Annotated in this window: 19 protein-coding genes; 14 read left to right on the forward strand and 5 right to left on the reverse strand. The window is 59.9% G+C overall.

The annotated features are described in order from the left end of the window. Positions 1-7 precede the first annotated feature (7 nt). Positions 8-883, forward strand: a complete 876-nt coding sequence (locus tag ACXAH0_RS15640) for a TIGR01459 family HAD-type hydrolase (protein ID WP_475179147.1) — start codon at positions 8-10, stop codon at positions 881-883. A gap of 79 nt (positions 884-962) precedes the next feature. Here the strand turns inward: ACXAH0_RS15640 and ACXAH0_RS15645 are convergent, their stop codons facing one another. Continuing rightward, positions 963-1,637, reverse strand: a complete 675-nt coding sequence (locus tag ACXAH0_RS15645) for a protein phosphatase CheZ (RefSeq protein ID WP_475179150.1) — start codon at positions 1,635-1,637, stop codon at positions 963-965. A gap of 237 nt (positions 1,638-1,874) precedes the next feature. Next, positions 1,875-2,258 carry a response regulator gene (locus ACXAH0_RS15650; RefSeq protein WP_342891051.1) on the reverse strand — a complete coding sequence of 128 codons (384 nt, stop codon included), beginning with the start codon at positions 2,256-2,258 and terminating at the stop codon, positions 1,875-1,877. A 311-nt stretch (positions 2,259-2,569) separates the two neighbouring features. Here ACXAH0_RS15650 and ACXAH0_RS15655 point away from each other — a divergent pair, with 311 nt between their 5' ends. The 3 genes from ACXAH0_RS15655 to ACXAH0_RS15665 all read left to right on the forward strand — a co-directional run bounded on the left by ACXAH0_RS15655 (position 2,570) and on the right by ACXAH0_RS15665 (position 5,138). Continuing rightward, positions 2,570-3,016, forward strand: coding sequence for a MaoC family dehydratase (locus ACXAH0_RS15655; RefSeq protein WP_475179155.1), 447 nt, complete (start codon positions 2,570-2,572; stop codon positions 3,014-3,016). 188 nt (positions 3,017-3,204) lie between these two features. Then, a complete protein-coding gene (locus tag ACXAH0_RS15660) occupies positions 3,205-4,203 on the forward strand; it encodes a bifunctional riboflavin kinase/FAD synthetase (RefSeq protein ID WP_475179158.1) in 999 nt (332 codons plus the stop codon). Next, on the forward strand, positions 4,200-5,138 hold the full coding sequence (locus tag ACXAH0_RS15665) for a DMT family transporter (RefSeq protein ID WP_475179160.1): 939 nt from the start codon (positions 4,200-4,202) through the stop codon (positions 5,136-5,138). The genes ACXAH0_RS15660 and ACXAH0_RS15665 overlap by 4 nt, the downstream gene beginning before the upstream one ends. Before the next feature lie 40 nt (positions 5,139-5,178). Here ACXAH0_RS15665 and ACXAH0_RS15670 read toward each other — a convergent pair whose 3' ends face one another. Then, positions 5,179-6,405 carry a glycosyltransferase family 87 protein gene (locus ACXAH0_RS15670; RefSeq protein ID WP_475179162.1) on the reverse strand — a complete coding sequence of 409 codons (1,227 nt, stop codon included), beginning with the start codon at positions 6,403-6,405 and terminating at the stop codon, positions 5,179-5,181. A 5-nt stretch (positions 6,406-6,410) separates the two neighbouring features. Further along, positions 6,411-7,622: a glycosyltransferase family 87 protein gene (locus ACXAH0_RS15675; RefSeq protein WP_475192631.1), complete on the reverse strand. Its 1,212-nt coding sequence runs from the start codon at positions 7,620-7,622 to the stop codon at positions 6,411-6,413. A 349-nt stretch (positions 7,623-7,971) separates the two neighbouring features. Here ACXAH0_RS15675 and ileS point away from each other — a divergent pair, with 349 nt between their 5' ends. From ileS to ACXAH0_RS15700, 5 genes are all read left to right on the forward strand, one after another. Next, positions 7,972-10,932 (forward strand): isoleucine--tRNA ligase, encoded by a 2,961-nt coding sequence (gene ileS, locus ACXAH0_RS15680; protein WP_475192633.1) that lies wholly within the window; start codon positions 7,972-7,974, stop codon positions 10,930-10,932. Between the two features lie 23 nt (positions 10,933-10,955). Beyond that, positions 10,956-11,492, forward strand: coding sequence for a signal peptidase II (gene lspA / locus ACXAH0_RS15685; RefSeq protein ID WP_475179168.1), 537 nt, complete (start codon positions 10,956-10,958; stop codon positions 11,490-11,492). Between the two features lie 77 nt (positions 11,493-11,569). Beyond that, positions 11,570-12,277: a hypothetical protein gene (locus tag ACXAH0_RS15690; RefSeq protein WP_475179170.1), complete on the forward strand. Its 708-nt coding sequence runs from the start codon at positions 11,570-11,572 to the stop codon at positions 12,275-12,277. 235 nt (positions 12,278-12,512) lie between these two features. Then, positions 12,513-13,883 (forward strand): M16 family metallopeptidase, encoded by a 1,371-nt coding sequence (locus ACXAH0_RS15695; protein ID WP_475192637.1) that lies wholly within the window; start codon positions 12,513-12,515, stop codon positions 13,881-13,883. A 2-nt stretch (positions 13,884-13,885) separates the two neighbouring features. Further along, positions 13,886-15,217, forward strand: a complete 1,332-nt coding sequence (locus ACXAH0_RS15700; RefSeq protein ID WP_475192639.1) for a M16 family metallopeptidase — start codon at positions 13,886-13,888, stop codon at positions 15,215-15,217. Positions 15,218-15,281: 64 nt separating this feature from the next. Here the strand turns inward: ACXAH0_RS15700 and ACXAH0_RS15705 are convergent, their stop codons facing one another. Continuing rightward, the gene (locus ACXAH0_RS15705; protein ID WP_475179176.1) at positions 15,282-16,904 is read right to left on the reverse strand and encodes an EAL domain-containing protein; all 1,623 of its coding nucleotides are present in this window, start codon (positions 16,902-16,904) and stop codon (positions 15,282-15,284) included. Positions 16,905-17,246: 342 nt separating this feature from the next. On the opposite strand from ACXAH0_RS15705, the gene ACXAH0_RS15710 reads away from it, so the two are divergent. The 5 genes from ACXAH0_RS15710 (at position 17,247) to groL (ending at position 22,717) form a co-directional block, all read left to right on the forward strand. Next, a complete protein-coding gene (locus ACXAH0_RS15710; RefSeq protein WP_475192640.1) occupies positions 17,247-18,032 on the forward strand; it encodes a hypothetical protein in 786 nt (261 codons plus the stop codon). A gap of 144 nt (positions 18,033-18,176) precedes the next feature. Further along, on the forward strand, positions 18,177-19,667 hold the full coding sequence (locus ACXAH0_RS15715) for a sigma-54-dependent transcriptional regulator (RefSeq protein WP_475179180.1): 1,491 nt from the start codon (positions 18,177-18,179) through the stop codon (positions 19,665-19,667). A gap of 115 nt (positions 19,668-19,782) precedes the next feature. Then, on the forward strand, positions 19,783-20,352 hold the full coding sequence (locus ACXAH0_RS15720) for a hypothetical protein (protein WP_475192643.1): 570 nt from the start codon (positions 19,783-19,785) through the stop codon (positions 20,350-20,352). Positions 20,353-20,730: 378 nt separating this feature from the next. Further along, positions 20,731-21,018 carry a co-chaperone GroES gene (groES, locus tag ACXAH0_RS15725; RefSeq protein ID WP_475192647.1) on the forward strand — a complete coding sequence of 96 codons (288 nt, stop codon included), beginning with the start codon at positions 20,731-20,733 and terminating at the stop codon, positions 21,016-21,018. A 55-nt stretch (positions 21,019-21,073) separates the two neighbouring features. Beyond that, complete coding sequence (gene groL / locus ACXAH0_RS15730; protein ID WP_475179190.1) at positions 21,074-22,717, forward strand: chaperonin GroEL; 1,644 nt, start codon at positions 21,074-21,076, stop codon at positions 22,715-22,717. Positions 22,718-23,316 lie beyond the last annotated feature (599 nt).

Consider the following 23,316-nt stretch of genomic DNA (forward strand, 5'->3'; position numbering starts at 1 on the left):
GCCCGCCATGACCGTTTCTGCCCCCCTTCTTGTCGACGGGCTCAAAGCCCTTGCCCCGTCCTACAAAGGGATCCTGTGTGACGTCTGGGGCGTCCTGCACAATGGGGTCGCCGCATTTGAAGAGGCCCACACGGCCTTGAGCTCCTACAGGGCCACGACCGGCGGCAAGGTGGTGCTGATCACCAATGCACCTCGTCCGGCCAAACAGGTGGCCGAGATGCTCGATCAGCTGGGAGTTGCCAGAACCGCCTATGATGACATCGTTACCTCCGGCGACGTGACCCGGGCCGTGCTGGAAGCTCAGGGCAAGAAGACCCTCCTGCATCTCGGTCCGGACCGGGATCAGCCGCTTTACTGGGATCTGGAAGCCACCTTCACCTCCGATGATGACAAGGCTGAGGCGATCAGCTGCACCGGGCTTGCGGATGACGAGACCGAGACGCCCGATGATTACCGGGACCGGCTGCAAAAGCTGGCCGACCGCAATCTTCTGATGATCTGCGCCAATCCGGACATTGTTGTGGAGCGGGGCGACCGGCTGGTCTGGTGCGCCGGGGCTCTGGCCCGCCTCTATGAGGATCTGGGCGGTGAGGTGGCCATTCTCGGCAAACCCCATGCCCCAATCTATCAGGCGGCGCTTGACCGGCTTGGGAAACTCGCAGGCGCACCGGTTGCCAAGGAAGAGGTTCTGGCCATTGGCGACGGCCTGCCGACCGATATCCGTGGAGCTGTTTCCCAGGATATCGATGTTCTGTTTATCACTGCCGGGATTCACGCATCTGACTTTGGCCCGAGCGCGGCCCCGGAAGAACATCTCATCCGCAGCCGCCTGACCGAGGAAGGCCTGCGCGCCCGCGCCGCCCTGCCCCGCCTGAGCTGGTAACACCATCCGGTCCCAATGCAAAAAAGGCCGCCCTTCGGCAGCCTTTTCAAAATCTGTTATTGCCTGATCTGTGCGCCGCTCAGTCGAACAGCTTGTCGATATCGGCCTGGGCGTCGGTCAGCAGCGAATCAATGTCGTCCTGAGAGACCCCCTCGCCGGTGTGCTGCGGACCGTGCAGGATCAGTTCCCGCTTGCGCCGCTCCTCGTCGCTCTCTTCAAGCTCCGCATCCACATCTTCGGGAATGCGCAGCCGCTCGATGAAGGAGGTCACCCGCTCATCGATATAATTGAGGGTTGAGACGACCTTTGAAATCCGCTGGCCGGTAATGTCCTGGAAGGTGCAAGCCTCAAAGATGCTGATCATCTTGTTGCTGACCAGCTCCTGATAGGCTTCGGTGTCGCCGGTATCGGCGCCCATGATTTCTTCAGCCGCTTCCATGATCGTGTTGGTGGCCTTTTCCGTTGCCTCGACAATTGCGTCAAGTTCACGGCCGGCATCCGGGATCTTGCTCCCGGTCATGTCGTTCGCGCGCAACTGGGAAATTTCCACTTTCATACGCGTGATTTCCCTGGCGATCATGCGCAGCTCGTCAGTGACCGTCGGCTGCACGCTTGCCAGAAACTCCTGCATCGAACCGGACATGACTTCCGCAAGATGCATGACGTCAGTGAGTGAGACTTCACCTTCGCGCTTTTTGTTTTGTTCCAGGAATTCAATAACGCGGGCAACGTTTTCCTGTTCCATTTTAGACATAGGTTGGTCTCCCCAAACTGTTTCCAAAGGCAAACAAGGTCGAAGCGTTTGCCTTCGGTGTGCCCCTCCAGGACGCAGCTTTTCCCCAAAGCACCGCGTCCATTGTTCCGAACCGGCAAGGTCTGCCGGACACAAGTCTGTCCGCTGCCGCACACCCGTCCGGCCGGCAGTCCAGGCTCATATCTATGCTGCGCGGGCCTGGAGCCTTGATCCCAAGGCTCGGCCGGATGCAACGTCTTATTCGGAGAAAACGGCTTCGATTTTGCCTTTCAATGTCTGCGCATTGAACGGCTTCACGATGTAGTTGTTCACGCCGGCCTTTTTGGCGGCGATCACGTTTTCCGTCTTGGATTCAGCGGTAACCATGATGAACGGTGTCTTGCTGAGGCTACCGTCCGCACGAACCTGCTTCAGCAGCTCATAACCGGTCATCGGTTCCATATTCCAGTCAGAAATCACCAGGCCATAGCGGCGCTGCTTCATTTTTTCCAATGCTTCGGTGCCGTCCGCGGCATCGTCGATGTCTTCGAAACCAAGTTGCTTCAATAGGTTCCGGATGATGCGAATCATCGTTTTGTAGTCATCGACCACGAGGACCGGCATCTGAAGATCAAGGGCCATTGTCTACTCCATACTGTCAATAGGCGCGGCCCCTGGCCGTGGGCCGGTGGAAACGCGATTTGACTCCGAAGGAGAGCAACACTTCTCAGTGTCCTCACCTCCCCATACAGGCATAATGTACTCATCGGGACTGAAAAGACCGTTAATGACCCAAGCATTTTTTCTCCACCCAAAGCACAATTGCCTGAAAACCTTGGGGAGCCTAGACCTTTGGGCGGCTATTCAGGCGCATTTCACCAGCGGCTCCGGGCGGAACGGGCCTCTTGTGCCAAGGCCAGGGACTGAATCTTCCGCCGGACGGGATTATTTTCATGCTGGAACTGCGGACACTGTGCTTTGAAGACCTTGAGACAGGGATGAGCGAGGAACTGATCAAACATGTCAGTTCTTCAGATGTGGTCGGCTTTGCAGAAGTCTCCGGCGACCGCAATCCGATCCATCTGTCGGAACATTTTGCAGCACGTACCCCGTTCAAGACCAGGATTGCGCACGGGCTTTATACGGCCAGCCTGATCTCGGCCGTGCTCGGCACGCGGCTTCCCGGCCCTGGTGCGATCTATCTGTCCCAGACCCTGAACTTCAAGGCACCGGTCAGGATCGGCGACGATGTGAAAGTGACCGTGACCGTTGAAGAACTGATGGAGCGCGGCAACCGGGCACGGCTGTCCTGTCTGTGCAGTGTGGATGGCACCGCCGTTCTAGAAGGAGAGGCTCTGGTGAAAGTACCCTCCCGCGGCGGCGAGACATCGCGGACCTGACCCTGCCTGAGCCCACCGGCTTTTCTCCCGCTGCCTTTGGCCCGCGGCATTTATCGATCTTGACGTTTCCGTGCACAGACGGCAGGTTCCTCGCCCAAGTGGGCAAGCGGGCCGGACCGGCGCGGCTTGCTGTATCTGCCGCGAGCAAAGACGCCATCCGGCCGACAAATTGCGTGAAGGTTTGCTGAATGAGCCCGTCTCAATCCGCCCGTTTCCACTCTGCCCGGAACCTGGACGAATTTCCCGACATCCTGAAAGGCGGCGTGGTGGCCATCGGCAATTTCGACGGCGTCCACCGTGGGCATCGGGCCGTTCTGGATGCGGCGTTGGGCCTGGGCCACGGCACCCAGCATCCGGTCTTTGCCATGAGTTTCGAGCCTCACCCGCGCACGGTCTTCACCCCGTCCAAACCGGTCTTCCGGCTGACGCCGCCGCAGCAAAAGGTCGACATGCTGCGCCGGTGCGGACTGGACGGCGCCCTCATTCTGCCCTTCACCCGGGAATTTGCCGGGCTTGAGGCCAGCGTTTTCGTGGAAGACATCCTAATCAACCGGCTTGGGATCTCCCATGCGGTCACCGGATATGACTTTCATTTCGGCCGGGCCCGGCAGGGCACGCCAGACTATCTGCGCATGGCAGGCGCGGCACACGGTTTCGGGGTGACCATCGTTCAGCGGGAAGAAGATGAAGGCGCCGAAGTCATTTCGTCCAGCCGCATCCGCGACAGCCTTGCCGAGGGGGATATTGCCCAGGCCAACGGGCTATTGGGCTACCGCTGGTTTTTTGAAGCCTCTGTGCAACATGGCGACAAGCGCGGCCGGGATCTGGGCTACCCGACCGCCAATCTGCATCTGAGTGACGACTGCCCCCTGCGCCAAGGCATCTATGCCGTCAAGGTGAAGACCGCAAGCGGCTGGAAAGACGGGGTTGCCAGCTATGGGCGCCGCCCCACTTTCGACAACGGCACGGTCGTTTTCGAAGTCTTCCTGTTTGATTTTTCCGGTGACCTTTATGGCCAGACGCTGCGGGTGCACCTCGTCTCCTATCTGCGCGGCGAAGAGCGGTTTCAGACGGCCGATGCCCTGGTTGCACAGATGGACCGGGACAGCGAAGAGGCCCGGGCGGCGTTGCAGTCCCTCCAGCCCCTGTCGGAAATCGACATGAGCCTTCTGGAACTGGCGGAATGAGCGCCGTCCCTGGAAAGGCGCAGCCCGCCGCCAATTCCCTAGGCGCCATTTTTCTGATGACAGCGGCCATGCTGATCGTCCCGATGATGGACATCATCGCCAAATATCTGTCCGCAGCGCTTCCTGCGCTGGAAGTGACCTTCGGCCGTTTCTTTTTCCAGTTTCTGATCTGCCTCGGCCTTGCGCTCGCTGTGCGCCGGACATTTTGGCTGCGGGCCCGGCAGCCCGGGGTCAATCTGCTGCGTGGCGTTTTGCTCGCAACGGCCTCCCTCAGTTTTTTCACCGCTGTCAAATACATGTCCGTGGCCACAGCCATCTCGATCTTCTTTGTCGAACCCATGGTACTCACGGTTCTGGCGGCCCTGATCCTGAAAGAACAGGTTGGTCTGCGCCGCATCGGTGCCATTCTGGTCGGTCTGGCCGGCGCCATGATCATCCTGAGGCCAAATCTGGCGGAGATCGGCGCGGTCAGCCTGCTGCCGGTGTTCACCGCCGTTGTCTTTGCCTTCTATCTCCTGATCAACAAGCTCTACCCGGCCGAGGACGATCTGTTGACCATTCAGTTTGGCGCGGGCCTGTCGGGCGCCCTGCTTTTGGGCTGTGCCCTGCTGATCGGGTCCTGGGCCTCGGTGGACGGATATGCATTTGTACTGCCCACCGGTCCGCAGACGCTGCTCTTGATGCTGATCGGACTGATTTCCTTTGCCGCCCACGGGCTTGTCGTGGCCGCTTTCCAACGGGGCAGTGCCAGCCTGCTGGCGCCGCTTCAATATATCGAAATTGTCGGGGCGACCCTGTTTGGATATCTGGTGTTTTCAGATTTTCCAGATGGGCCGACCTGGATCGGCATTTGCCTGATTGTCGGCAGCGGCCTTTATATCGCGCACCGCGAGCAGGTGCGGAACCAGCAAAGGCCTGCCGATCCGGTCAAGTAGACCTGCTCCGCCTCAGGTGACAGTCTCTCTGACGGATTTCTCAGACCGACACCGTCACCGTGTCCGGTTTTCCATCCAGCCGGGTTCCTGAATGGCGCATATGGAGCCTGCGCAAACCAAGCCACAGGATGACCGCCGGAAGAACCGGGGCAAGCGGCAGGCCGAGCAGGATGGCAAAGGGGGCCGTTGACGCGGACAGGCTGATGACACCCGCCAGCAGCACCTTTTCATAGGGCAGGAACCCGGCGCGCAGCCCGTCGCGGATCAGGAAGGCACAAGGGATCACCAGAAGCGTCAGGTCGTAGGTCATGGCAAAGGGTGTGACCAGCAATGTGCCCCCGACCAGAACGGATGCCCTTATGGCCATATCCTGGCTGCGCCGCCAGGCGGTCCAGACACAGACCAGCGCTCCGGCCCCGCAAAGGCCCTGCACAACAAGCGCCGGTGTGTGTCCAAGACCAAATTGCCGGAGACTGCCATAGAGCGAGATCATCTTGCCCCATTCAACCCCACCAAGCTCCATCATGGCCGACGCCACCGGCGCCTGTATCCAGAAGAGCTGCCAGACGCCCACACCAAGAATGGCAAGGCTCAGCCCTGCAGCAATCAGACTTGTGACAGACGCGCTCAGGAAGGCGCGCCAGTTCCAGCTGGCAATCAACGCAATGGGGGCCAAAATGCCCAGCTGAGGCTTAATGGTCAAAAGCCCAAGGGCAATGCCTGCAAGAAACATCCGCTGGCGCTCAACCCCGACCAGAAAAAATCCGTAAAGGGCAGCCGTCAAGGCCGCATTTTGTCCGTGAAAGGCGTTGTTTCCACAAGCGGGAATGACAATCAGGCACGCGGCGAGCAACCATTGCCCGGTGACAAGCCGGCAGGCTAGGCCAAGCAGGGCTGTTGTCGACAGCACAAACACAGCAAAGGCGGCTTTGTAGGGCAAGACCGCAAAAACACTCTGAAGCAGCTGAAAGGTTGGCGGGTAGAAGAAACCGAACACGGTGTCGGTTCCCGAAAGCTCTTTTTGCAGGCCTGCAAATTGAGCGGGCATATAGACAAGCCCGGGATCACCTGCAAGCACCTGGCGGCCTGCAAGCCAGAAGCTGAGATAATCCATCAAGAAGGTGCCATTGGGCGCGTCATGGGCATTGGGCAGGATCAACAGCCAGGCCAGCGCCAGACTGAGGCCGATCCCGGAGCACAGGCATGCAAACCCGATCCGGTCCCATGTCAGCCAGGCCCCCGAACGGATCCCCTTTTCCCAGAACATTCCGCTCATCCTTCGCGGGCGGCCCCCTCATGCAACGCTTTGCCGGGTTCGGCGCGCCGGATGAGACTGACAGATACAAACAGCATGATGGCGGGCGCAATCAGGCCAATCGCCAAACCGCTGACGGCCCCGATGGACCTTGAGGCTTCAGGAACCAGCATCGCAACGGCCACAAGAAGCCACATATAGGGGAAAGCCTGTTTGCCGCCGGTCTCCCGCGCAAGGAAGGCAACGGCGATTCCGAGCGCGGCAAGGTCATAGGGCAGCACATAGGGCGTGGCAAAATAACCGGCGGAGATCAGCACCACCGCCTTGAGGTTAAAGGAGATCTGACTTCTCCAGACCCGCCAAACCAGCCACAGGGCGGCAAGGGCGGAAACGGCCTGAACGCCATAGGCAAAGGAACTTCCAACGCCCAGCATGCGCATGGAGGCATAAACAGATGCCATCTTGCCGAACCCTGCCATGCCCTGGTCGGTCGCTTCCCCTGTAAAGGCAATCTGCTTGAAGAAGCCTGCCCACGCGTCCGCCCCCAGAACGCCGTAGCTCAACGCGGCAAGGGCGATCGTCGTGAGCGATGCCGAGACAATGGTTCTGTAGTTTCCGGCGGCCAGGAGCGCAAAGGGAATGAGAAAGCCCATTTGCGGCTTGATGGTCAAGAGCCCGATAAAGACACCGGCCAGCACATACCGGCGCTCCCCCAAGGCCACTAGACCGGCGCCGAGAAACGCTGCACATAGCAGCGCATTTTGCCCGAACAGCACCGCATTGAAGGTGGCGGGCATCGCAGCCAGCAGCAACAGCCCATGCCAGCTGCGCAGGAGACGTGCGCAAACGGCCCCAGCCGCAAGAAGGCAAAGGCTTTGCGAAACCACATAGGCGGAGATCGCCCCCAAGGCCCCAAGCGGTGTTACCATCAGCAGAAAGGTCGGCGGATAGAAGAACGGATAGAAGAAATCTTCCCCGATATGCGGAACCTGCAAGGCCTTGAACGCCGCGTTGTCATAGACCTGCGCAGGCGTTCCCTGAACCACTTCCTGACCTGCCAGCCAGAAACACAGGAAATCGTTTATCGGCACGCCATGGGAGGACAGGGCCAATCCAGTGGGCCCGAAAAAATAGATCAGCATGCCGAGATAGGCCGCAATGGACATCAGGCTTGCGGGGATCAGAAGATCTTTTCTCACCCAGCGGTCTTCTGCAAAATAGCTGACCATTGAACCCTCTCAAGCCTTTCCAATGTTCCCGGTCCGGTCTTACCTCACAAGCCGTTAAAGAAAAGCTGCTTATGGGCAGGGAAGTTGCCCGGAAACCGGACGGGGCACTTTATTCCGCTTGAAAGTGCTGCTATGTCCCGTGCCATGCATGACATGGCTTCCATATTCTCCGGTTTGCGGATGAGCGCCATAGCGCGAATTACCGGCCCGGCCTTCGGCTGACGCGGACCGCGCGGCGCCAGGGACCGGGACCCCTCCTCTATTACCGCCGCCTGACCACAGGCGCATATTCTGGATCTTGCGGCCCCTCCTTGCGGGGCCACACCTGAACGACCGGATCGACCCGACGATGACCGAGACTGATAAACGCGACTATTCCGAAACCCTCAATCTGCCGCAGACCGATTTTCCCATGCGCGCCGGCCTTCCCAAGAAAGAGCCGGAAATCCAGGCCCGCTGGGAAAAGCTTGAGATCTACAAGAAGCTGCGCGCCCAGGGGCAAGGCCGCAACAAATTCGTGCTGCATGACGGCCCTCCTTACGCTAACGGCAACATCCATATCGGGCACGCGCTCAACAAGACGCTGAAGGACATTGTCTCCCGCTCCATGCAGATGATGGGCTATGAAAGCAACTATGTTCCCGGCTGGGACTGCCATGGGCTGCCGATTGAATGGAAAATCGAGGAACAATACCGCGCCAAGGGCAAGAACAAGGACGAAGTGCCGATCAACGAGTTCCGTCAGGAATGCCGTGAATTTGCCGAACACTGGATCGATGTGCAGCGCAAGGAGTTCAAACGCCTTGGTATTGAGGGGGACTGGGACAACCCTTACCTCACCATGCGTTTTGAAAGCGAAGCGGTCATTGCCCGCGAGTTGATGTCCTTCGCCATGTCCGGCCAGCTTTACCGGGGCTCCAAGCCGGTCATGTGGTCTGTGGTGGAAAAGACCGCCCTTGCGGAAGCGGAAATCGAATACCAGGACTACAAGTCCGACATGATCTGGGTGAAGTTCCCGGTGACCACTGCCGGCGGCAGCGATCCGGCTGCCGTTGAGCAATTGCTGGACGCTTCCGTCGTTATCTGGACAACGACCCCTTGGACCATCCCGGGCAACCGGGCCATCTGTTTCTCCTCACGCATTGCCTACGGCCTTTACGAAGTCACCCAGGACGGCCTGCCGGATGACAACTGGGTGCAGAAGGGGGATCATCTGATCCTGGCCGACGCGCTGGCCGAAGATGTCTTCAAGAACGCCCGCATCAGCGATTTCAAAAAGGTGCGTCCGGTCAGTGCTGAGGAACTCACCTGCCTCACCTGCGCCCACCCACTCGCCGATCTGGATCTTGGCGGCTATGATTTCGATGTGCCGCTGCTGGACGGGGATCATGTCACCGATGATGCCGGTACGGGTTTTGTTCATACCGCGCCCAGCCATGGCGCGGAGGACTTCGAAATCTGGATCGACAAGCGTGCGGAGCTGGAAGCGCGCGGCATCAGCACGGCTATCCCCTTCACCGTGGCCGATGACGGCTTTTACACCAAGGACGCGCCGGGCTTTGAAGGCTGTGAGGTGATCACCCACAAGGGCGAAAAGGGCAAGGCCAACAAGGCGGTCATTGAAAAGCTGAAGGAAAGCGGCACCCTGATCGGGCTCGGCCGCCTGTCTCACTCCTATCCCCATTCCTGGCGCTCCAAGAAACCGGTGATCTTCCGCAACACGCCGCAATGGTTTGTCCATATGGACGAGGCACTGTCCGGCGAAGGCGACACTTTGCGCAGCCGCGCGCTGAATGCCATTGACCAGACTCGTTTCGTGCCCGGCAGCGGCCAGAACCGGCTGCGTTCCATGATCGAGAACCGCCCGGACTGGGTGCTCTCACGCCAGCGGGCATGGGGTGTGCCGATCACGGTGTTCATCCACAAGGACACCGCCGAGATCTTGAAGGACGAGACGGTCAACGCGCGCATCTATGAGGCTTTCTGCGCCGAAGGCGCCGATGCCTGGTATGCGGAGGGCTCAAAAGAGCGGTTCCTTGGCGGCAGCTCCCCGGCCGATGACTGGGACATGGTCACCGACATTCTGGATGTGTGGTTCGATTCCGGATCAACACATGCCTTCGTTCTGGAGCAACGCGGCGACCTCGACCCGGTCAGAAAGACGAAGGGGGGCAAGGATTATGTCCTTTATCTGGAAGGCTCCGACCAGCATCGCGGCTGGTTCCATTCCTCGCTTCTGGAAAGCTGCGGCACGAGGGGGCACGCCCCCTATGACGCGGTTCTGACCCATGGTTTCACCATGGCCGAAGACGGGCGCAAAATGTCCAAGTCACTCGGCAATCAGGTGTTCCCCCAGGATATCATCAAACAATATGGCGCCGATATCCTGCGGCTTTGGGTGGCCTCCACCGACTATTGGGAAGACCAGCGCCTGGGTCAGGAAATTATCAAGACCAATGTCGACAGCTACCGCAAGCTGCGCAACACCTTGCGCTGGATGCTCGGCTCGCTTGCCCATGCGACCGGTGAAGAGGTGGCCCTTGCCGACATGCCGGAACTGGAGCGGCTGATGCTGCACCGGCTTGCGGAGCTGGACGGCATGATCCGCGAAGCCTATTGGGACTTCGACTACAAGAAGGTCTTCCACCAGCTGTTCAGCTTCATGACGGTGGAGCTGTCGGCCTTCTATTTCGACATCCGCAAGGATGCCCTTTACTGCGATGCGGCCTCGTCCACCCGCCGCAAGGCCTCACTCTGTGTGATCGACAAGCTGTTCAACTGCCTTGTCACCTGGCTGGCGCCGATGCTGCCCTTCACCATGGACGAGACCTGGACCTCCCGCTATGGCGAGGAAACGTCGGTTCATCTGGAACAGTTCCCGCACGTTCCGGCGGAGTGGAAAGACGAGGCGCTGGCAGCCAAATGGGCCAAGATCCGGACCGTGCGGCGCGTGGTCACCGGTGCCCTTGAGATCGAGCGCCGGGAGAAGCGAATCGGCTCGTCCCTGGAAGCCCATCCGGTCGTGCATGTGACCGATCCCGAGCTGATGGCGGCCCTGGACGGTCAGAACATGGCCGACATTGCCATCACCAGCCAGCTGACGCTGAGCGATCAACCGGCTCCGGATGGCGCCTTCACCCTGGACGACACCAAGGGCGTTGCGGTTGTGCCCGCCCTTGCAGATGGTCAGAAATGTGCCCGCTCCTGGAAGATCCTTCCGGAGGTCGGCTCTGATCCCGACTACCCGGATGTGTCCTTGCGGGATGCGGACGCGCTGCGGGAATGGGACGCGACCCATGCTGCGGCCTGACAGAGCGGCGGGTGCAGCATAGCATGACCGGCACCGCCCCCCCCGATCAGAGCCCTGGAAGGCGGCCCCGTCTCTGGGGCCGCCTCAGCGCCCTTGTGTTTGCCGTCGCTCTGACCGGCCTGGTGCTGGATCAGGCGAGCAAGCTCTGGCTGCTCTACGGCTTTGATCTGCGCTTGAAAGGGCCCGTTGAGCTGCTCCCCGTCCTGGACATCGTTCTGGTCTGGAACCGGGGCGTGTCTTACGGGCTGTTCCAGCAGGACAGTGAAACGGGCCGGTGGCTCCTGGCTGTGCTGACCGTCGTGATCACCATCGGATTGTGGATCTGGTCTGCCCGCTGCACTTCAAAACTGGTGGCCTTCGCCCTCGCCCTTGTGATTGGCGGGGCCATCGGCAACGGGATCGACCGAATCGCCTATGGCGCCGTCGTGGACTTTGTCCATTTCCACGTGGGCAGTTTCTCCTGGTATGTCTTCAACCTGGCAGATGTGTGGATCGTTGCAGGAGTGATCGGTCTCCTGTATGACAGTTTCACAAATGGTCCTAATTCAGCCTCAAAATGAAGGTCTAAGGCAGGATCGTAGAATCGCGGGCGCGTGAACGGCCGCAACCTCAATCGGAAATCGGGGAGTCTGCTGTGGTGCGGACGAAGCAAAACTGGGTCCAATTTTCATCGTGTCTCGTTCTGTTGACGGGCCTTGTGGCCTGCCAGGCGGCAGACGGCACGTCCCAGGCACCGGACGTCGCGCTCGTGAACTCCTTCATGAAAGGTCTCGGGGCTGTCGACCCGAACGAAAAGCCGATTGACTACAAGCCCCGCGCCCCGCTCGCCATGCCGGCTGAGACCGCCAAGCTGCCGGAGCCAGAAACCGATGTGGCTGGCGCCAAAGACGCGAACTGGCCCAAGCAACAGCAAAACGCCCAGTTCGAAGAGCTGAAGGAAATCTACGCTGATACCGGCGGGCTCAACAAGGCCCCCCTGACACCGGAGCAGATGCGCGGTTTCAAGATCACTGGCGTGACCGGACAACAGACCCGCGACCTAGACGCCGAGCGGCGTGAGAACGATGTGGCCGAGGGTGACTTGCTGACCCGGGAAGAACAGCGCGCCGAATGGGAACGGCTACAGAAGATCAAGGCGCAGCAGGTTGGCGCTGCCAATAATGGTCTTGCCACCCGCCGCTACCTGACCGAGCCCCCGGCCAGTTACAGTACACCATCACCGGATGCGCCGATGCCGGAGGTCGTGGCCAAGTCGAAAGACAAAAAGCCGGGCAACGTCGACCCCTACACAAGCAAGCCGCTGGATCCGCGGTGCCTGGAAGGCCAGTCACAATATTGTAACTGATCCCGATCCGCCTGATCCGTGCGCCGGGCGGGCAGCGATGACATTTTTGTAATGGGACCTTCGGACCAACCCTCCTATATGGAAGGATTAGTCCGGAGGTTTTTTATTTTATGACAAAGAATGGGAGACGCGCTTGACCCCTGCCCCCGCGAAGACACATCAAGGACGTGGCCTCTTTTGGAAACACCCCATCCGAAGTCTCCTGCTTCCGCTCCTTCTTCTCGGGTCAACGGCAGTGGTGCCAATCCCTTATGCCCGGGCCGGGACTTTGTCGGCCGATGACATTGTCATCGCTCCCAATCTTGGGAGTTTCACGCTTGAAAACGGCCTGCAGGTGGTGGTCATTCCGGACCGCCGCGCCCCTGTCGTGACCCATATGATCTGGTACAAGGCCGGGTCCGCCGACGAACCGGAGGGTCAGTCCGGCGTTGCCCATTTTCTGGAACACTTGATGTTCAAGGGCACGTCCACACATCCTGGAGACCACTTCTCCCGTGTCATCGCCCAACGGGGCGGTCAGGAAAACGCTTTCACGAGCCTGGACTACACCGCCTATTTCCAGAAAGTCGCCAAGGAGCATCTGCCTCTGATGATGGAACTTGAAGCAGACCGGATGCAGAACCTTGTTCTGAGTGACGCGGTTGTCGACCCGGAACGGCTTGTGGTTCTGGAAGAGCGGCGCAGCCGCGTTGACAGCGAGCCGGGGTCCCGGCTGCGCGAGGCGCTGAACGCGGTCACCTTCGTCAACCACCCCTATGGATCGCCGGTGATTGGCTGGCAAAGCGAAATCGAAGCACTGAACAAGGAAACGGCCCTTGCCTTCTATGACCGGTTCTACACGCCCAACAACGCTGTGGTGGTGATAGCCGGTGATGTCGATGTGGCCGAAATCCGCAAACTTGCAGAACGGACTTATGGCCAGATCGCCCGGCGTGCGGATCCCGGCCCCCGGGTCCGCCCCGCAGAGCCGCCCTTGTCCGGGGAGCGGCGGGTCGTCGTCTCCGATGCGCGGGTTCGACAGGAATCCGTGTCCCAGACCTGGATTGTGCCGAGCCAGACCACCGGAACCGGCCGGACACCTGAAGCGCTGGACATCCTCGCCTATATTCTGGGGGAAGGTCCCTCGAGCCGACTCTACAAATCGCTTGTGCTGGAGCGCAAGGCCGCGTTGGGCGCCGGGGCCTATTACCAGAGCCAGGCGCTGGATGCGGGCCGGTTCGGCGTCTATGCCGCGCCCCGCCCCGGCCACAGCCTAAAGGAGATGGAAGAGCTGATTGCCCAAGAGATCCGCGCCCTGCTCCAGGACGGCGTCACCCAAGAGGAAGTCGACCGGGCCCGCAACAGCATGGTCGCAAGTGCGATCTATGCCCAGGACAGCCAGTCCAGCCTTGCCCGGCTCTTTGGCGGTGCGCTGGCCACCGGACAGACCATCAAGAACGTCCAGACATGGCCCGCACAGGTGAGCGCCGTGACGCCTGAAGATGTTCTGGACGCGGCACGCACCTATCTTGCGGGGCTGCCCGTGACCGGCGAATTGCGCCGGGAGTCTTCCGAAGCTGCAGAAACCACCCCCAAAAGCCCCTCTCCTGCCAAGGACAAATCCTGACCATGCCCCATTTTGCTGTTTCCCTGCGCACGGTCCTTGTAAGCTCCGCCTTCATGGTGGCCACCCTTGCGGTCTTGATCCGCAGTGCCCAAGCGGTCGAGGTGCAACGGGTCATCAGCCCGAAGGGCATCGAGGCCTGGCTGGTGGAAGACCACACGGTTCCCATCATCGCCATGAATTTTGCCTTTGACGGTGGTGCGACACAGGACCCGGACGGCAAGGGCGGCCTCACCCGTCTTCTGGCCGCATCGCTGGATGAGGGAGCCGGTGATCTGTCTTCAGAGGCGTTTCAGGGCCGGATGGAAGAGCTGGCCATTAGCATCGGGTTCAACACCGGCAAAGACCGGTTTTACGGCAGCCTGAGAACCTTGAGCCCCACGCTCGACGAAGCGGCCGGCCTGCTCGCCCTGGCCGTAAATGAACCGCGTTTCGACGACACCCCCGTGGAGCGCATGAAGACACGGCTTGTCGCCCAGGCCAAACGTGCCGAAACCGACCCGGATGCGATTGCCGGGCGCACCCTGGCCGAAGCCATGTTTGAGAACCATCCCTATTCCCGCCGGACAGCAGGCACACAGGACACCCTCAAAACCCTGACACGGGACGACCTGAAACAGCAACACAAACGACTTCTGACCCGCAGCGGCCTGAATGTGGGCGTGGTCGGTGCCATTGACGCAAAGCGTCTTGCCCAGGTGCTGGACGATGTCTTTGCCGGTCTTCCCGAGACGTCCGAAAAGGCCTCCGTGCCCGAGCTGGCACCCGCATCAGGGGCAACGCTCCACCGGGAGCTGGATGTGCCCCAGACAACGATTTTGATGGGTCTGCCCGGGGTCAAACGGGATGATCCGGATTTTCAGGCCGCCTATGTGATGAACCACATACTAGGGGGCGGCACCTTCACCTCCTGGATGTATCAGGAAGTGCGGGAAGAGCGCGGCCTTTCCTACGGGGCAAGCACCTCCCTGTCGCCTTACCGCCACACTGGGCTTCTGCTTGGTTCAGCGGCCACCCGCACCGACCGGGCGGGGGAAACTGTTGATGTGATGCTGGAGCAGATCCGGCGCATGGCAACGGACGGGCCGAGTGCAGAAGAGGTCAATGCGGCGAAACGGTACATCACCGGCTCCTATGCGCTGCGGTTTGACACATCCGGAAAGATTGCCCGCCAACTGGTTGCCCTGCAAAATGCCGGACTGGGTATCGATTATTTTGACCGGCGCAACCGGGAAATCGAAGCAGTCACCCTGGAAGACGTCCAGCGCGTTGCCCGGCGCTTGCTGGCCGGTGCCCCGCCGACCATCGTGACGGTCGGACAGAAGCAGGACGGCTGATCAGGCTCGGGGGTCCAGGACGGTTCAGAACATAGATGCGGCGGAAAAATCCGTCTGGCTGGGATCAGCCAGCGGCCGTCTTTCTGGAACCGGGGGCCGGCGTTCCCTGCAACACCTCCGCCCGGACCGGGCGCGGCGGCGAAAACAGGTTGCCCTGCGCGAGCCGGATATCGTAGTCGAGCAGCTCAAGCACCTGGGACTCCGTCTCCACATGATCGGTGATCAGCTCCATGCCGTAGCGGTGCAGCAAATCGCCGAAGTCGGACGGGTGGATATGACCGTGAATGGCTTCACGGCGGCCGATCAGATAGTCGGCATGCAGCTTGCCATATTTGAAGCCCCGGCCCGCGAGGGAGTTGAAGTCCATCTTCATGTCGGAAATCCGGTCGATGGAGAAGCGGAAGCCGAGATCATAGAGCGCACTCAGGCTTTCCAGTTCCATCGCTCCCATATCCGCCACATCGCTTTGCGAAAACTCAAAGACGAGCACATCTGCAAAATTGCGGTTGGACTTCACAAACTCCAGGAACCCCGGGAAAAACGCTTCATCCACCAGCGACACCGATGAAATATTGCAGAACAGAACCGCATTCCGGTTGCGGGATGTCAGGCGGCGGATCACCTGAATGGAGCGGAACAGCAACAGGTTGTCGATCCGGGCAATCTGGCCGGACAGAACGGCTTCGGGCAGGAAAGTCTTCGCCTCCACCCCATTGCCATTGGCGTCGCGCAGACGGGTGAACGCTTCATAATATTTCACCTGGCGCTGTGGCAGGGTCACGATGGGCTGCAAGTGCAATTCCACCCGGTTGGCGTTCAGCGCGGAGGTGATCAGCTCACGCATGGCCATATTCGGCTTCGGCCGCTCCGGCTGAACCGGAGCCGGCGTCACATGCGGCAAATCATCCGCCGCCTGATCCTGCTGGCCAAAGGGTGCGGATGCTAGTGCACCGGGATCGGCAGCAGGGTCTGCATCATAGCCGGCACCAGGAGCATAAGCCGCCTCAACGGGTGTTTCAGGCGGCATGGGCTGCGGTTCGGCCTGCCCTCCATAGCGGCGGTCCCAGTCGTCCCGGCCTCCTTGCACAGCCCGGCCCTGAACAGGAGAAGGCGCAGTCTGAGGGGCATTGTAAGCCTGAGGCTGCGGTTGGGGCTGGTGCGCCGGCGGCGCGGTCTGCGGAACGGGCACAGGACGGGCTTGCGGATGCGAAAAGGGCGGTGATGCGAATCCGGGCTGCGCTGCGGGGGCCTGCACCTGAAGCGGTGGCGCATCCTGCCGGTAGTGGGGCAAGTTCTGCATCTGGGGAGGTGGCGCCAGCGCCTGCTGGTCTTCCATCCGGGTTTCCAGGTCCGACATGGCTTCTGCCATCTGCTTGACCAGCGTTCCCAAAACCTCGACTTCGGCAAAGATCGGATCAATCTCCGCCCGCGTGCGCCGGGGCACGGAGTGTTCCATGCCGGTCAAACGGCCTTCCAGATTGCCGACATCTTCATCGAGGTCTGCCATGCGTTCTTCGAGGCGGTCCACCGCTTCACTGACAGCCCCACGGTCCCGGGCCCGCCCGACCAACAAGTGAACGAGGATCATGGTGCACATCAGCGCAAGCGACAGGGACACCGCCTCGCCAAACGGACGGCCGAACTGAAAAATCATCACGGTCGCCGAAGACAGCGCGATAATCGCCATGCAGATTGCTACAAAGATGGTCCCTGTCCGGCCCATGGTATTTGAAAGTTCCGACCCGAATCACAATTGACTGGTTAATCATGCCTTAAGAACCAGTGACCTCCGAATCCGCAAGCCGCATTCAAACGTGGATTCCGGGACTTGTCCCCGACTATGCATCTCCAAAGCCGCAGTTTTTTCGGTTCCAGGCCAGTTCGCCGCCCTGCTTTGCCGGACACTTCCAATGCCAGCAGGGGAGGCGATACGTATTTTAACAATTTGCAATTGGAAGCCGGAGCGCTAACATGACGTTAGGGCAACTTGTCGTGGAGCGTAAGAACCGGTTACCGAAAGGGAACTGGAATGTATCCCGTCGCGAAATCAAGAGGCTCTGCGTCTCTGCAAACTGCTGCGAGAAAAGCCCCCGCGTCCGCCACACCAGCAGCGGAAGACGCCCCCCAGCTGTCAGCGGCCACAAACACTCCGGCCAGCCCCGCTGACGCTCACCCCTCTTCTTTGAAAGTGTCTGAGGATCTGATACGGGCCGCTCTCACCAAAACCCTTGCGAGCCCGGAATTTCAGTCCGCTCCGCAACTGCGCGCTTTTCTCAAATTCGTGGTGACCGCCGCATTGGAGAACAGGCTCGAGAAGATCAAGGGATACACGATTGCCACCGAGGCTCTCGGCCGGGACGACGATTTCAATCCTGTGACCGATCCAATCGTGCGGGTGGAGGCAGCCCGCCTGCGCCGCCGCCTGTCCGGATACTATGCCGGCACCGGCACTCAGGAATCTGTCCGGATCACCATTCCCAAGGGCAGCTATGCCCCCAGATTCAGCATCGCGCCAGCGCAAGCCCCAGCCCGGGACCAGCCTGGACCTGCACCCGCAGATGAACCGCGCCCACCCCTGACAGGCAACACAAAGGCGGGCGACGACATGCGCATACCGGTGCCGCAGGACATCCCCGCCCCCAAGGCTGAGCCCGTCAAAAGTTCCGCCCCAGCCCTGACCGGCCAAACAGCCCCTGCCCTCTCCGGCACGGCTTTGACGCCGAAAAACGTCTCGCTCAAATTTGCCGCAGCGTTATCAATTGGTTGCTTTTTCGCAGGCCTCACCCTAGGATTGATTCTCTCGTTTGCATTTTAAATTGTTACAGCCGCTGGTTTTCTCGGCAAAAACTGCAAAATGCGTCATCTGACAACGCTTTGTTTACCCTGTTCGGAGAATTATCAGACTGACGAATCTTTCGATTATGGAAGACCCGGATCTAGCGATGGGAGTTACCCAGCAATGGGGAGTAATGAGGGCAAGACTTTGCCTGTGATTGTACGCGTATTGGACGCATCGGCCTCCGAGGCCGCCCGCACTTCTGCCGTGTGCGCGAAAATGTCCGCCTCCTGTGCCGACCCGATCCTTTATACGGATTCTGCCTCCTGCCTTCAGGATCTGGCCGACAAGTCGACCGACATTCTCATCATAGACCTGGAAACAATCGGCGGTGACGAAGCCTTGGAAGCCTACGCGGTGCGCTGCCCGAAAGCAGTCATCATCGCGGTGTCGGCCTCTGGCTCCGTCTCCCGGGCTGTCAGCGCCATGCGCGCAGGCGCCCATGACTTCCTGACCAAACCCTTTTCCCTCGACGCTCTTGCCAGCAAGATCACGTTTCAGCTGCAGCAGCGCCGCCCGGCGGCTCCCCCAGCCCGGCCCGACGTGAACCAGGCTCAGCCTGTGCCGCAGCCGGTTGAACGAACTGCCCCCCTGAAGCGGACCGAACGGTCTGCGCCCGAGGCCGGCGGCCTCGGCCGGATGATCGGGACCTCGCTGAAAATGCTCGAGATCCAGGATCAGATCCAGCGTATGGCCCCGTCGCAGGCCCCTGTGTTCATCACCGGGGAATCGGGCACCGGCAAGGAGTTGTGCGCCAACGCCATTCACGATCTCTCTGAGCGCCAGCCCAACCGGTTCGTGACGCTGAATTGCGCGGCCATTCCCCGGGACCTCATCGAAAGCGAGATTTTCGGCTATATGCGCGGTGCCTTTACCGGGGCGAGCGAAAGCCGGGCCGGCGCCGCGGAACAGGCCGATGGCGGCACGCTGTTTTTGGACGAAATCGGCGAAATGGACACGCTGTTGCAAAGCAAGCTGCTGCGGTTTCTGCAGACCGGCACGTTCCAGAGGCTCGGCGACACCCAGTCGCGGAAGGTCGACGCGCGGATCATCTGCGCCACCAACCGCAACCCGATCGAGGAAATTTCAGCAGGCCGGTTCCGCGAGGACCTTTATTACCGGCTGCATGTTCTGCCTGTTCATCTGCCTCCCCTGCGTGAGCGCCGCGACGACATCCTGCCCCTCGCCGAAGCCTTTCTGGAACGTTATTCCGGGGAGGAGCGCCGGGGCTTCAAGGGCTTCGATGCGGATGCGGAGACCCGGATTGTCGCGTATGGCTGGCCGGGCAATGTCCGCCAGCTTGAAAACACCATCCGTCAGATCGTGGTCATGAATGACGGTGCGGCTGTCACCTACGACATGCTGCCCATGGTCATCCGGGATCAGTCCGGCCGCCCCAACGCGGTGATAGACCTGTCGCGCGAACGGTCCAGGATCAGTGCTCCCAGCCGCCCCTTCGGCGCAATTGAGCCGCTCTGGGCCCAGGAACGCCGGATCATCGAAGACGCGCTGGACGCTTTTGACGGCAACATTGCCATGGCGGCAGCGGCTTTGGAGATCAGCCCGTCGACAATCTATCGCAAACGCCAGTCCTGGACGGCCCGCAGTCTTTAAACCGGCCTAAGTTTACCGCATTGCACGCATTTTCTTGTCACCCGGCGAAAGTCGGTCTATATCGGCAAAATCGCCAAGCAACGACAAGACTTTAGGGCGCGCGGGGACGTAATAGATGGTGACAGGACGACGTTTTTCCCGGCGGGGCGCCGCCACGCTTCTTTGCATGACTTTGGGATTTACCGGCCTCTCCTCAGCTCCGGCGCCGGCTGATCCTAAGGCCACACCCTCCTCACCGTACACGTCTGCCCTGGCCGCATTCGATGCTGCCTGGGACGCCAATGGCCTGGCCTTTACGGCCGCCACGTTCGCTGAGACGGCCGGGGCCGCATACGGACAGTACACGCCGCGCGCCGAGACTGAGTTCAGGGCAGGCGATGTTCTGTTCATCTATGCCGAGCCGGTTGGCTATGGCTTCCGCGAGGCTGAGGGCCTTTATGCCTATGAGCTTACCGCCAGCTACAAGCTGCTGAACCTGACCGGGCAGGTTCTGACCCAGCAGGACGGTTTCGCCGTCTTTGCCGGCAAAGGCCGGTCGCGGCAGCGTGAGCTTGCAGCCAGTCTGTCGTTTCAGTTCAGCGGTCTTCGCGAAGGCACTTATCAGCTGGAAACACGGTTTTCCGACGAAGTGAACGGCAAGACAGCAACTTTCACCTTGCCCTTCACAATCACGGCCCCCAATTAGGGCGTGTGCGTTGATATGGAATAGATACGCTATGCCATCTTTGATGTCAGGCAGCGAAAGGCAAATTCCAGGAAACGCGAGTTGCTCCAGACCGCAGGCCGCAACCGGTTTCCCGGACGCAAAAGCCCCACGATCTGAAGCCGGTTAACCATGTCAGAGGTCCGGGTCCCGGCAACGGCGGCAGCGGGCGGAAAATTTCCTCTCAAACCATTGACAATCCGGGTCCTGCTGCATAAATCCATGGCGCTGCTAGCACTCGCCTTGAGGGAGTGCTACTGCGCCACAGGAGCCTGAAGGCCCCTGCGTTATGTAACCCAAAAATCATGTCTCGCGCGCTGCCAAATTGCGTGGGGCGCGCTCATGAGAGGAAACAGTCTAATGGCATTTCGTCCACTTCACGACCGCGTCGTCGTTCGCCGGGTAGACTCTGAAGAGAAAACGGCCGGCGGCATCATCATTCCGGACACCGCTAAGGAAAAGCCGCAGGAAGGCGAAATCATCGCTGTCGGCACCGGCGCCCGCAAGGACAACGGCGAAATCGTTGCCCTCGACGTTCAGGCAGGTGACCGCGTTCTGTTCGGCAAATGGTCCGGCACCGAAGTCAAGATCGATGGTGAAGACCTGCTGATCATGAAGGAATCCGACATCATGGGCGTGATCGCTTAAGTTCAGCGAACCGCTTCTGATCTCTCTCCATTCAACATTCAAGTGAGACGACCCTATGTCTGCTAAAGAAGTAAAATTCTCCTCCGACGCCCGTGAGCGCATGCTCAAAGGCGTGGACACGCTCGCAAACGCTGTGAAAGTCACCCTCGGCCCGAAAGGCCGCAACGTCGTTCTCGACAAGGCGTTCGGCGCACCGCGCATCACCAAGGATGGTGTGTCCGTTGCCAAGGAAATCGAACTGGAAGACAAGTTCGAAAACATGGGCGCCCAGATGGTGCGCGAAGTGGCTTCCAAGACCAACGACATTGCTGGTGACGGCACCACGACCGCAACCGTTCTGGCCCAGGCCATTGTCAAGGAAGGCGCCAAGGCTGTTGCTGCCGGCATGAACCCGATGGACCTGAAGCGCGGCGTTGACCTCGCTGCTGTTGAAGCTGTGAAGTCCCTGGAAGCTGCTTCCAAGACCATCACCACTTCCGAAGAAGTGGCTCAGGTCGGCACGATCTCCGCAAACGGCGACGAGCAGGTTGGCGCGGATATTGCCGAAGCCATGCAGAAAGTCGGCAACGAAGGCGTGATCACTGTCGAAGAAGCCAAGTCCCTGGAAACCGAGCTCGAAGTCGTTGAAGGCATGCAGTTCGACCGCGGCTACCTGTCTCCTTACTTCGTCACCAATGCCGACAAGATGCTGGCCGACCTGGAAAAGCCGTACATCCTGCTGCACGAGAAAAAACTCTCCAACCTGCAGGCCATGCTGCCGATTCTGGAAGCTGTTGTTCAGTCTTCCCGCCCGCTCCTCATCATCGCTGAAGATGTTGAAGGCGAAGCTCTGGCAACCCTCGTTGTCAACAAGCTGCGCGGCGGCCTGAAAATTGCTGCTGTCAAGGCTCCGGGCTTCGGCGACCGCCGCAAGGCCATGCTGGAAGACATTGCCATCCTGACCGGCGGCACCGTGATCTCCGAAGATCTCGGCATCAAGCTGGAAAATGTCTCCCTCGACATGCTCGGCACCGCTGAGAAAGTCGCGATCACCAAGGAAACCACCACCATCGTTGATGGTGCCGGTGCCAAGGAAGACATTGACGGCCGCGTTGGCCAGATCAAGGCCCAGATCGAAGAAACCACTTCCGATTACGACCGTGAGAAGCTTCAGGAGCGCCTGGCCAAGCTTGCTGGCGGTGTGGCTGTCATCCGCGTTGGCGGTGCAACCGAAATCGAAGTGAAAGAGAAAAAAGACCGCGTTGACGATGCTCTGAACGCAACCCGCGCTGCCGTTGAAGAAGGCATCGTTCCGGGTGGCGGCACGGCTCTGCTGCGGGCGAAGAAGGCTGTCGAAGCTCTGACCTCCGACAATTCCGACATCGCTGCCGGCATCAAGATCGTCCTGCGCGCTCTGGAAGCTCCGATCCGTCAGATCGCTGAAAACGCTGGTGTCGAAGGCTCCATCGTTGTTGGCAAGATCCAGGAAAACAACGACGACACGTTCGGTTTCAACGCCCAGAGCGAAGAGTTCGTCAACATGATCGAAGCCGGCATCATCGACCCGACCAAGGTTGTGCGCACGGCTCTTCAGGACGCAGCTTCCGTTGCAGGCCTGCTGATCACCACCGAAGCCATGGTTGCCGAGCTGCCGAAGAAAGAAGCTGCTCCTGCCATGCCGGGCGGCGACATGGGCGGCATGGGCGGCATGGGCTTCTAAGAAGCCCATAAAGCCGACCATCAGCTTTCATGCTGACCCCGCTACGGCGGGGTCAGTGGCGGCATGGGCTTCTAAGAAGCCCGACATTTACAATTCCTTTGAAAGGGCGGTCTTTGGACCGCCCTTTTTGCATTTGCCGCCATCATTTTCAGTTTGTGCCGCTGTGCGGCACAGGGGACGGCATGGACTTTCAAGAAGCCCAAAGCTCGAATGCTTAAAGAAAAGTGCAGTCTCCCGGCCCCAGCCCCTAACCAAAATTCGGGTTTCTAGAAAAAGAGTAAGCCGAACTGACCTGCAAACCAGACTTTTTCAACAAAACCCGCAGGTAGCAGACTTTCGCTTCAATCGGCTCTAACGACTGCAGGGCTGGTTTGGGTCAAGCAGTCACTCGCCGAGGTCGGAACTGGCGCCGCCGCAAGGCCGGTTTGAACTCTTTGCGGTCCGTTGAATCAATTGTTTGATCTGCAATTATCGTAGAAATAGGTGTAATACATAGCGTAATTCCGGCGGCCACTCTCCTGAGCCTATGATGCGGGGTCGTAGCACACGCCCCAAGAGGCATAAAAGGAGAGTGACCATGTCAGAGTATGTTGGATTTG

It is taken from the genome of Roseibium sp. AWQ4_290 (assembly GCF_056160985.1).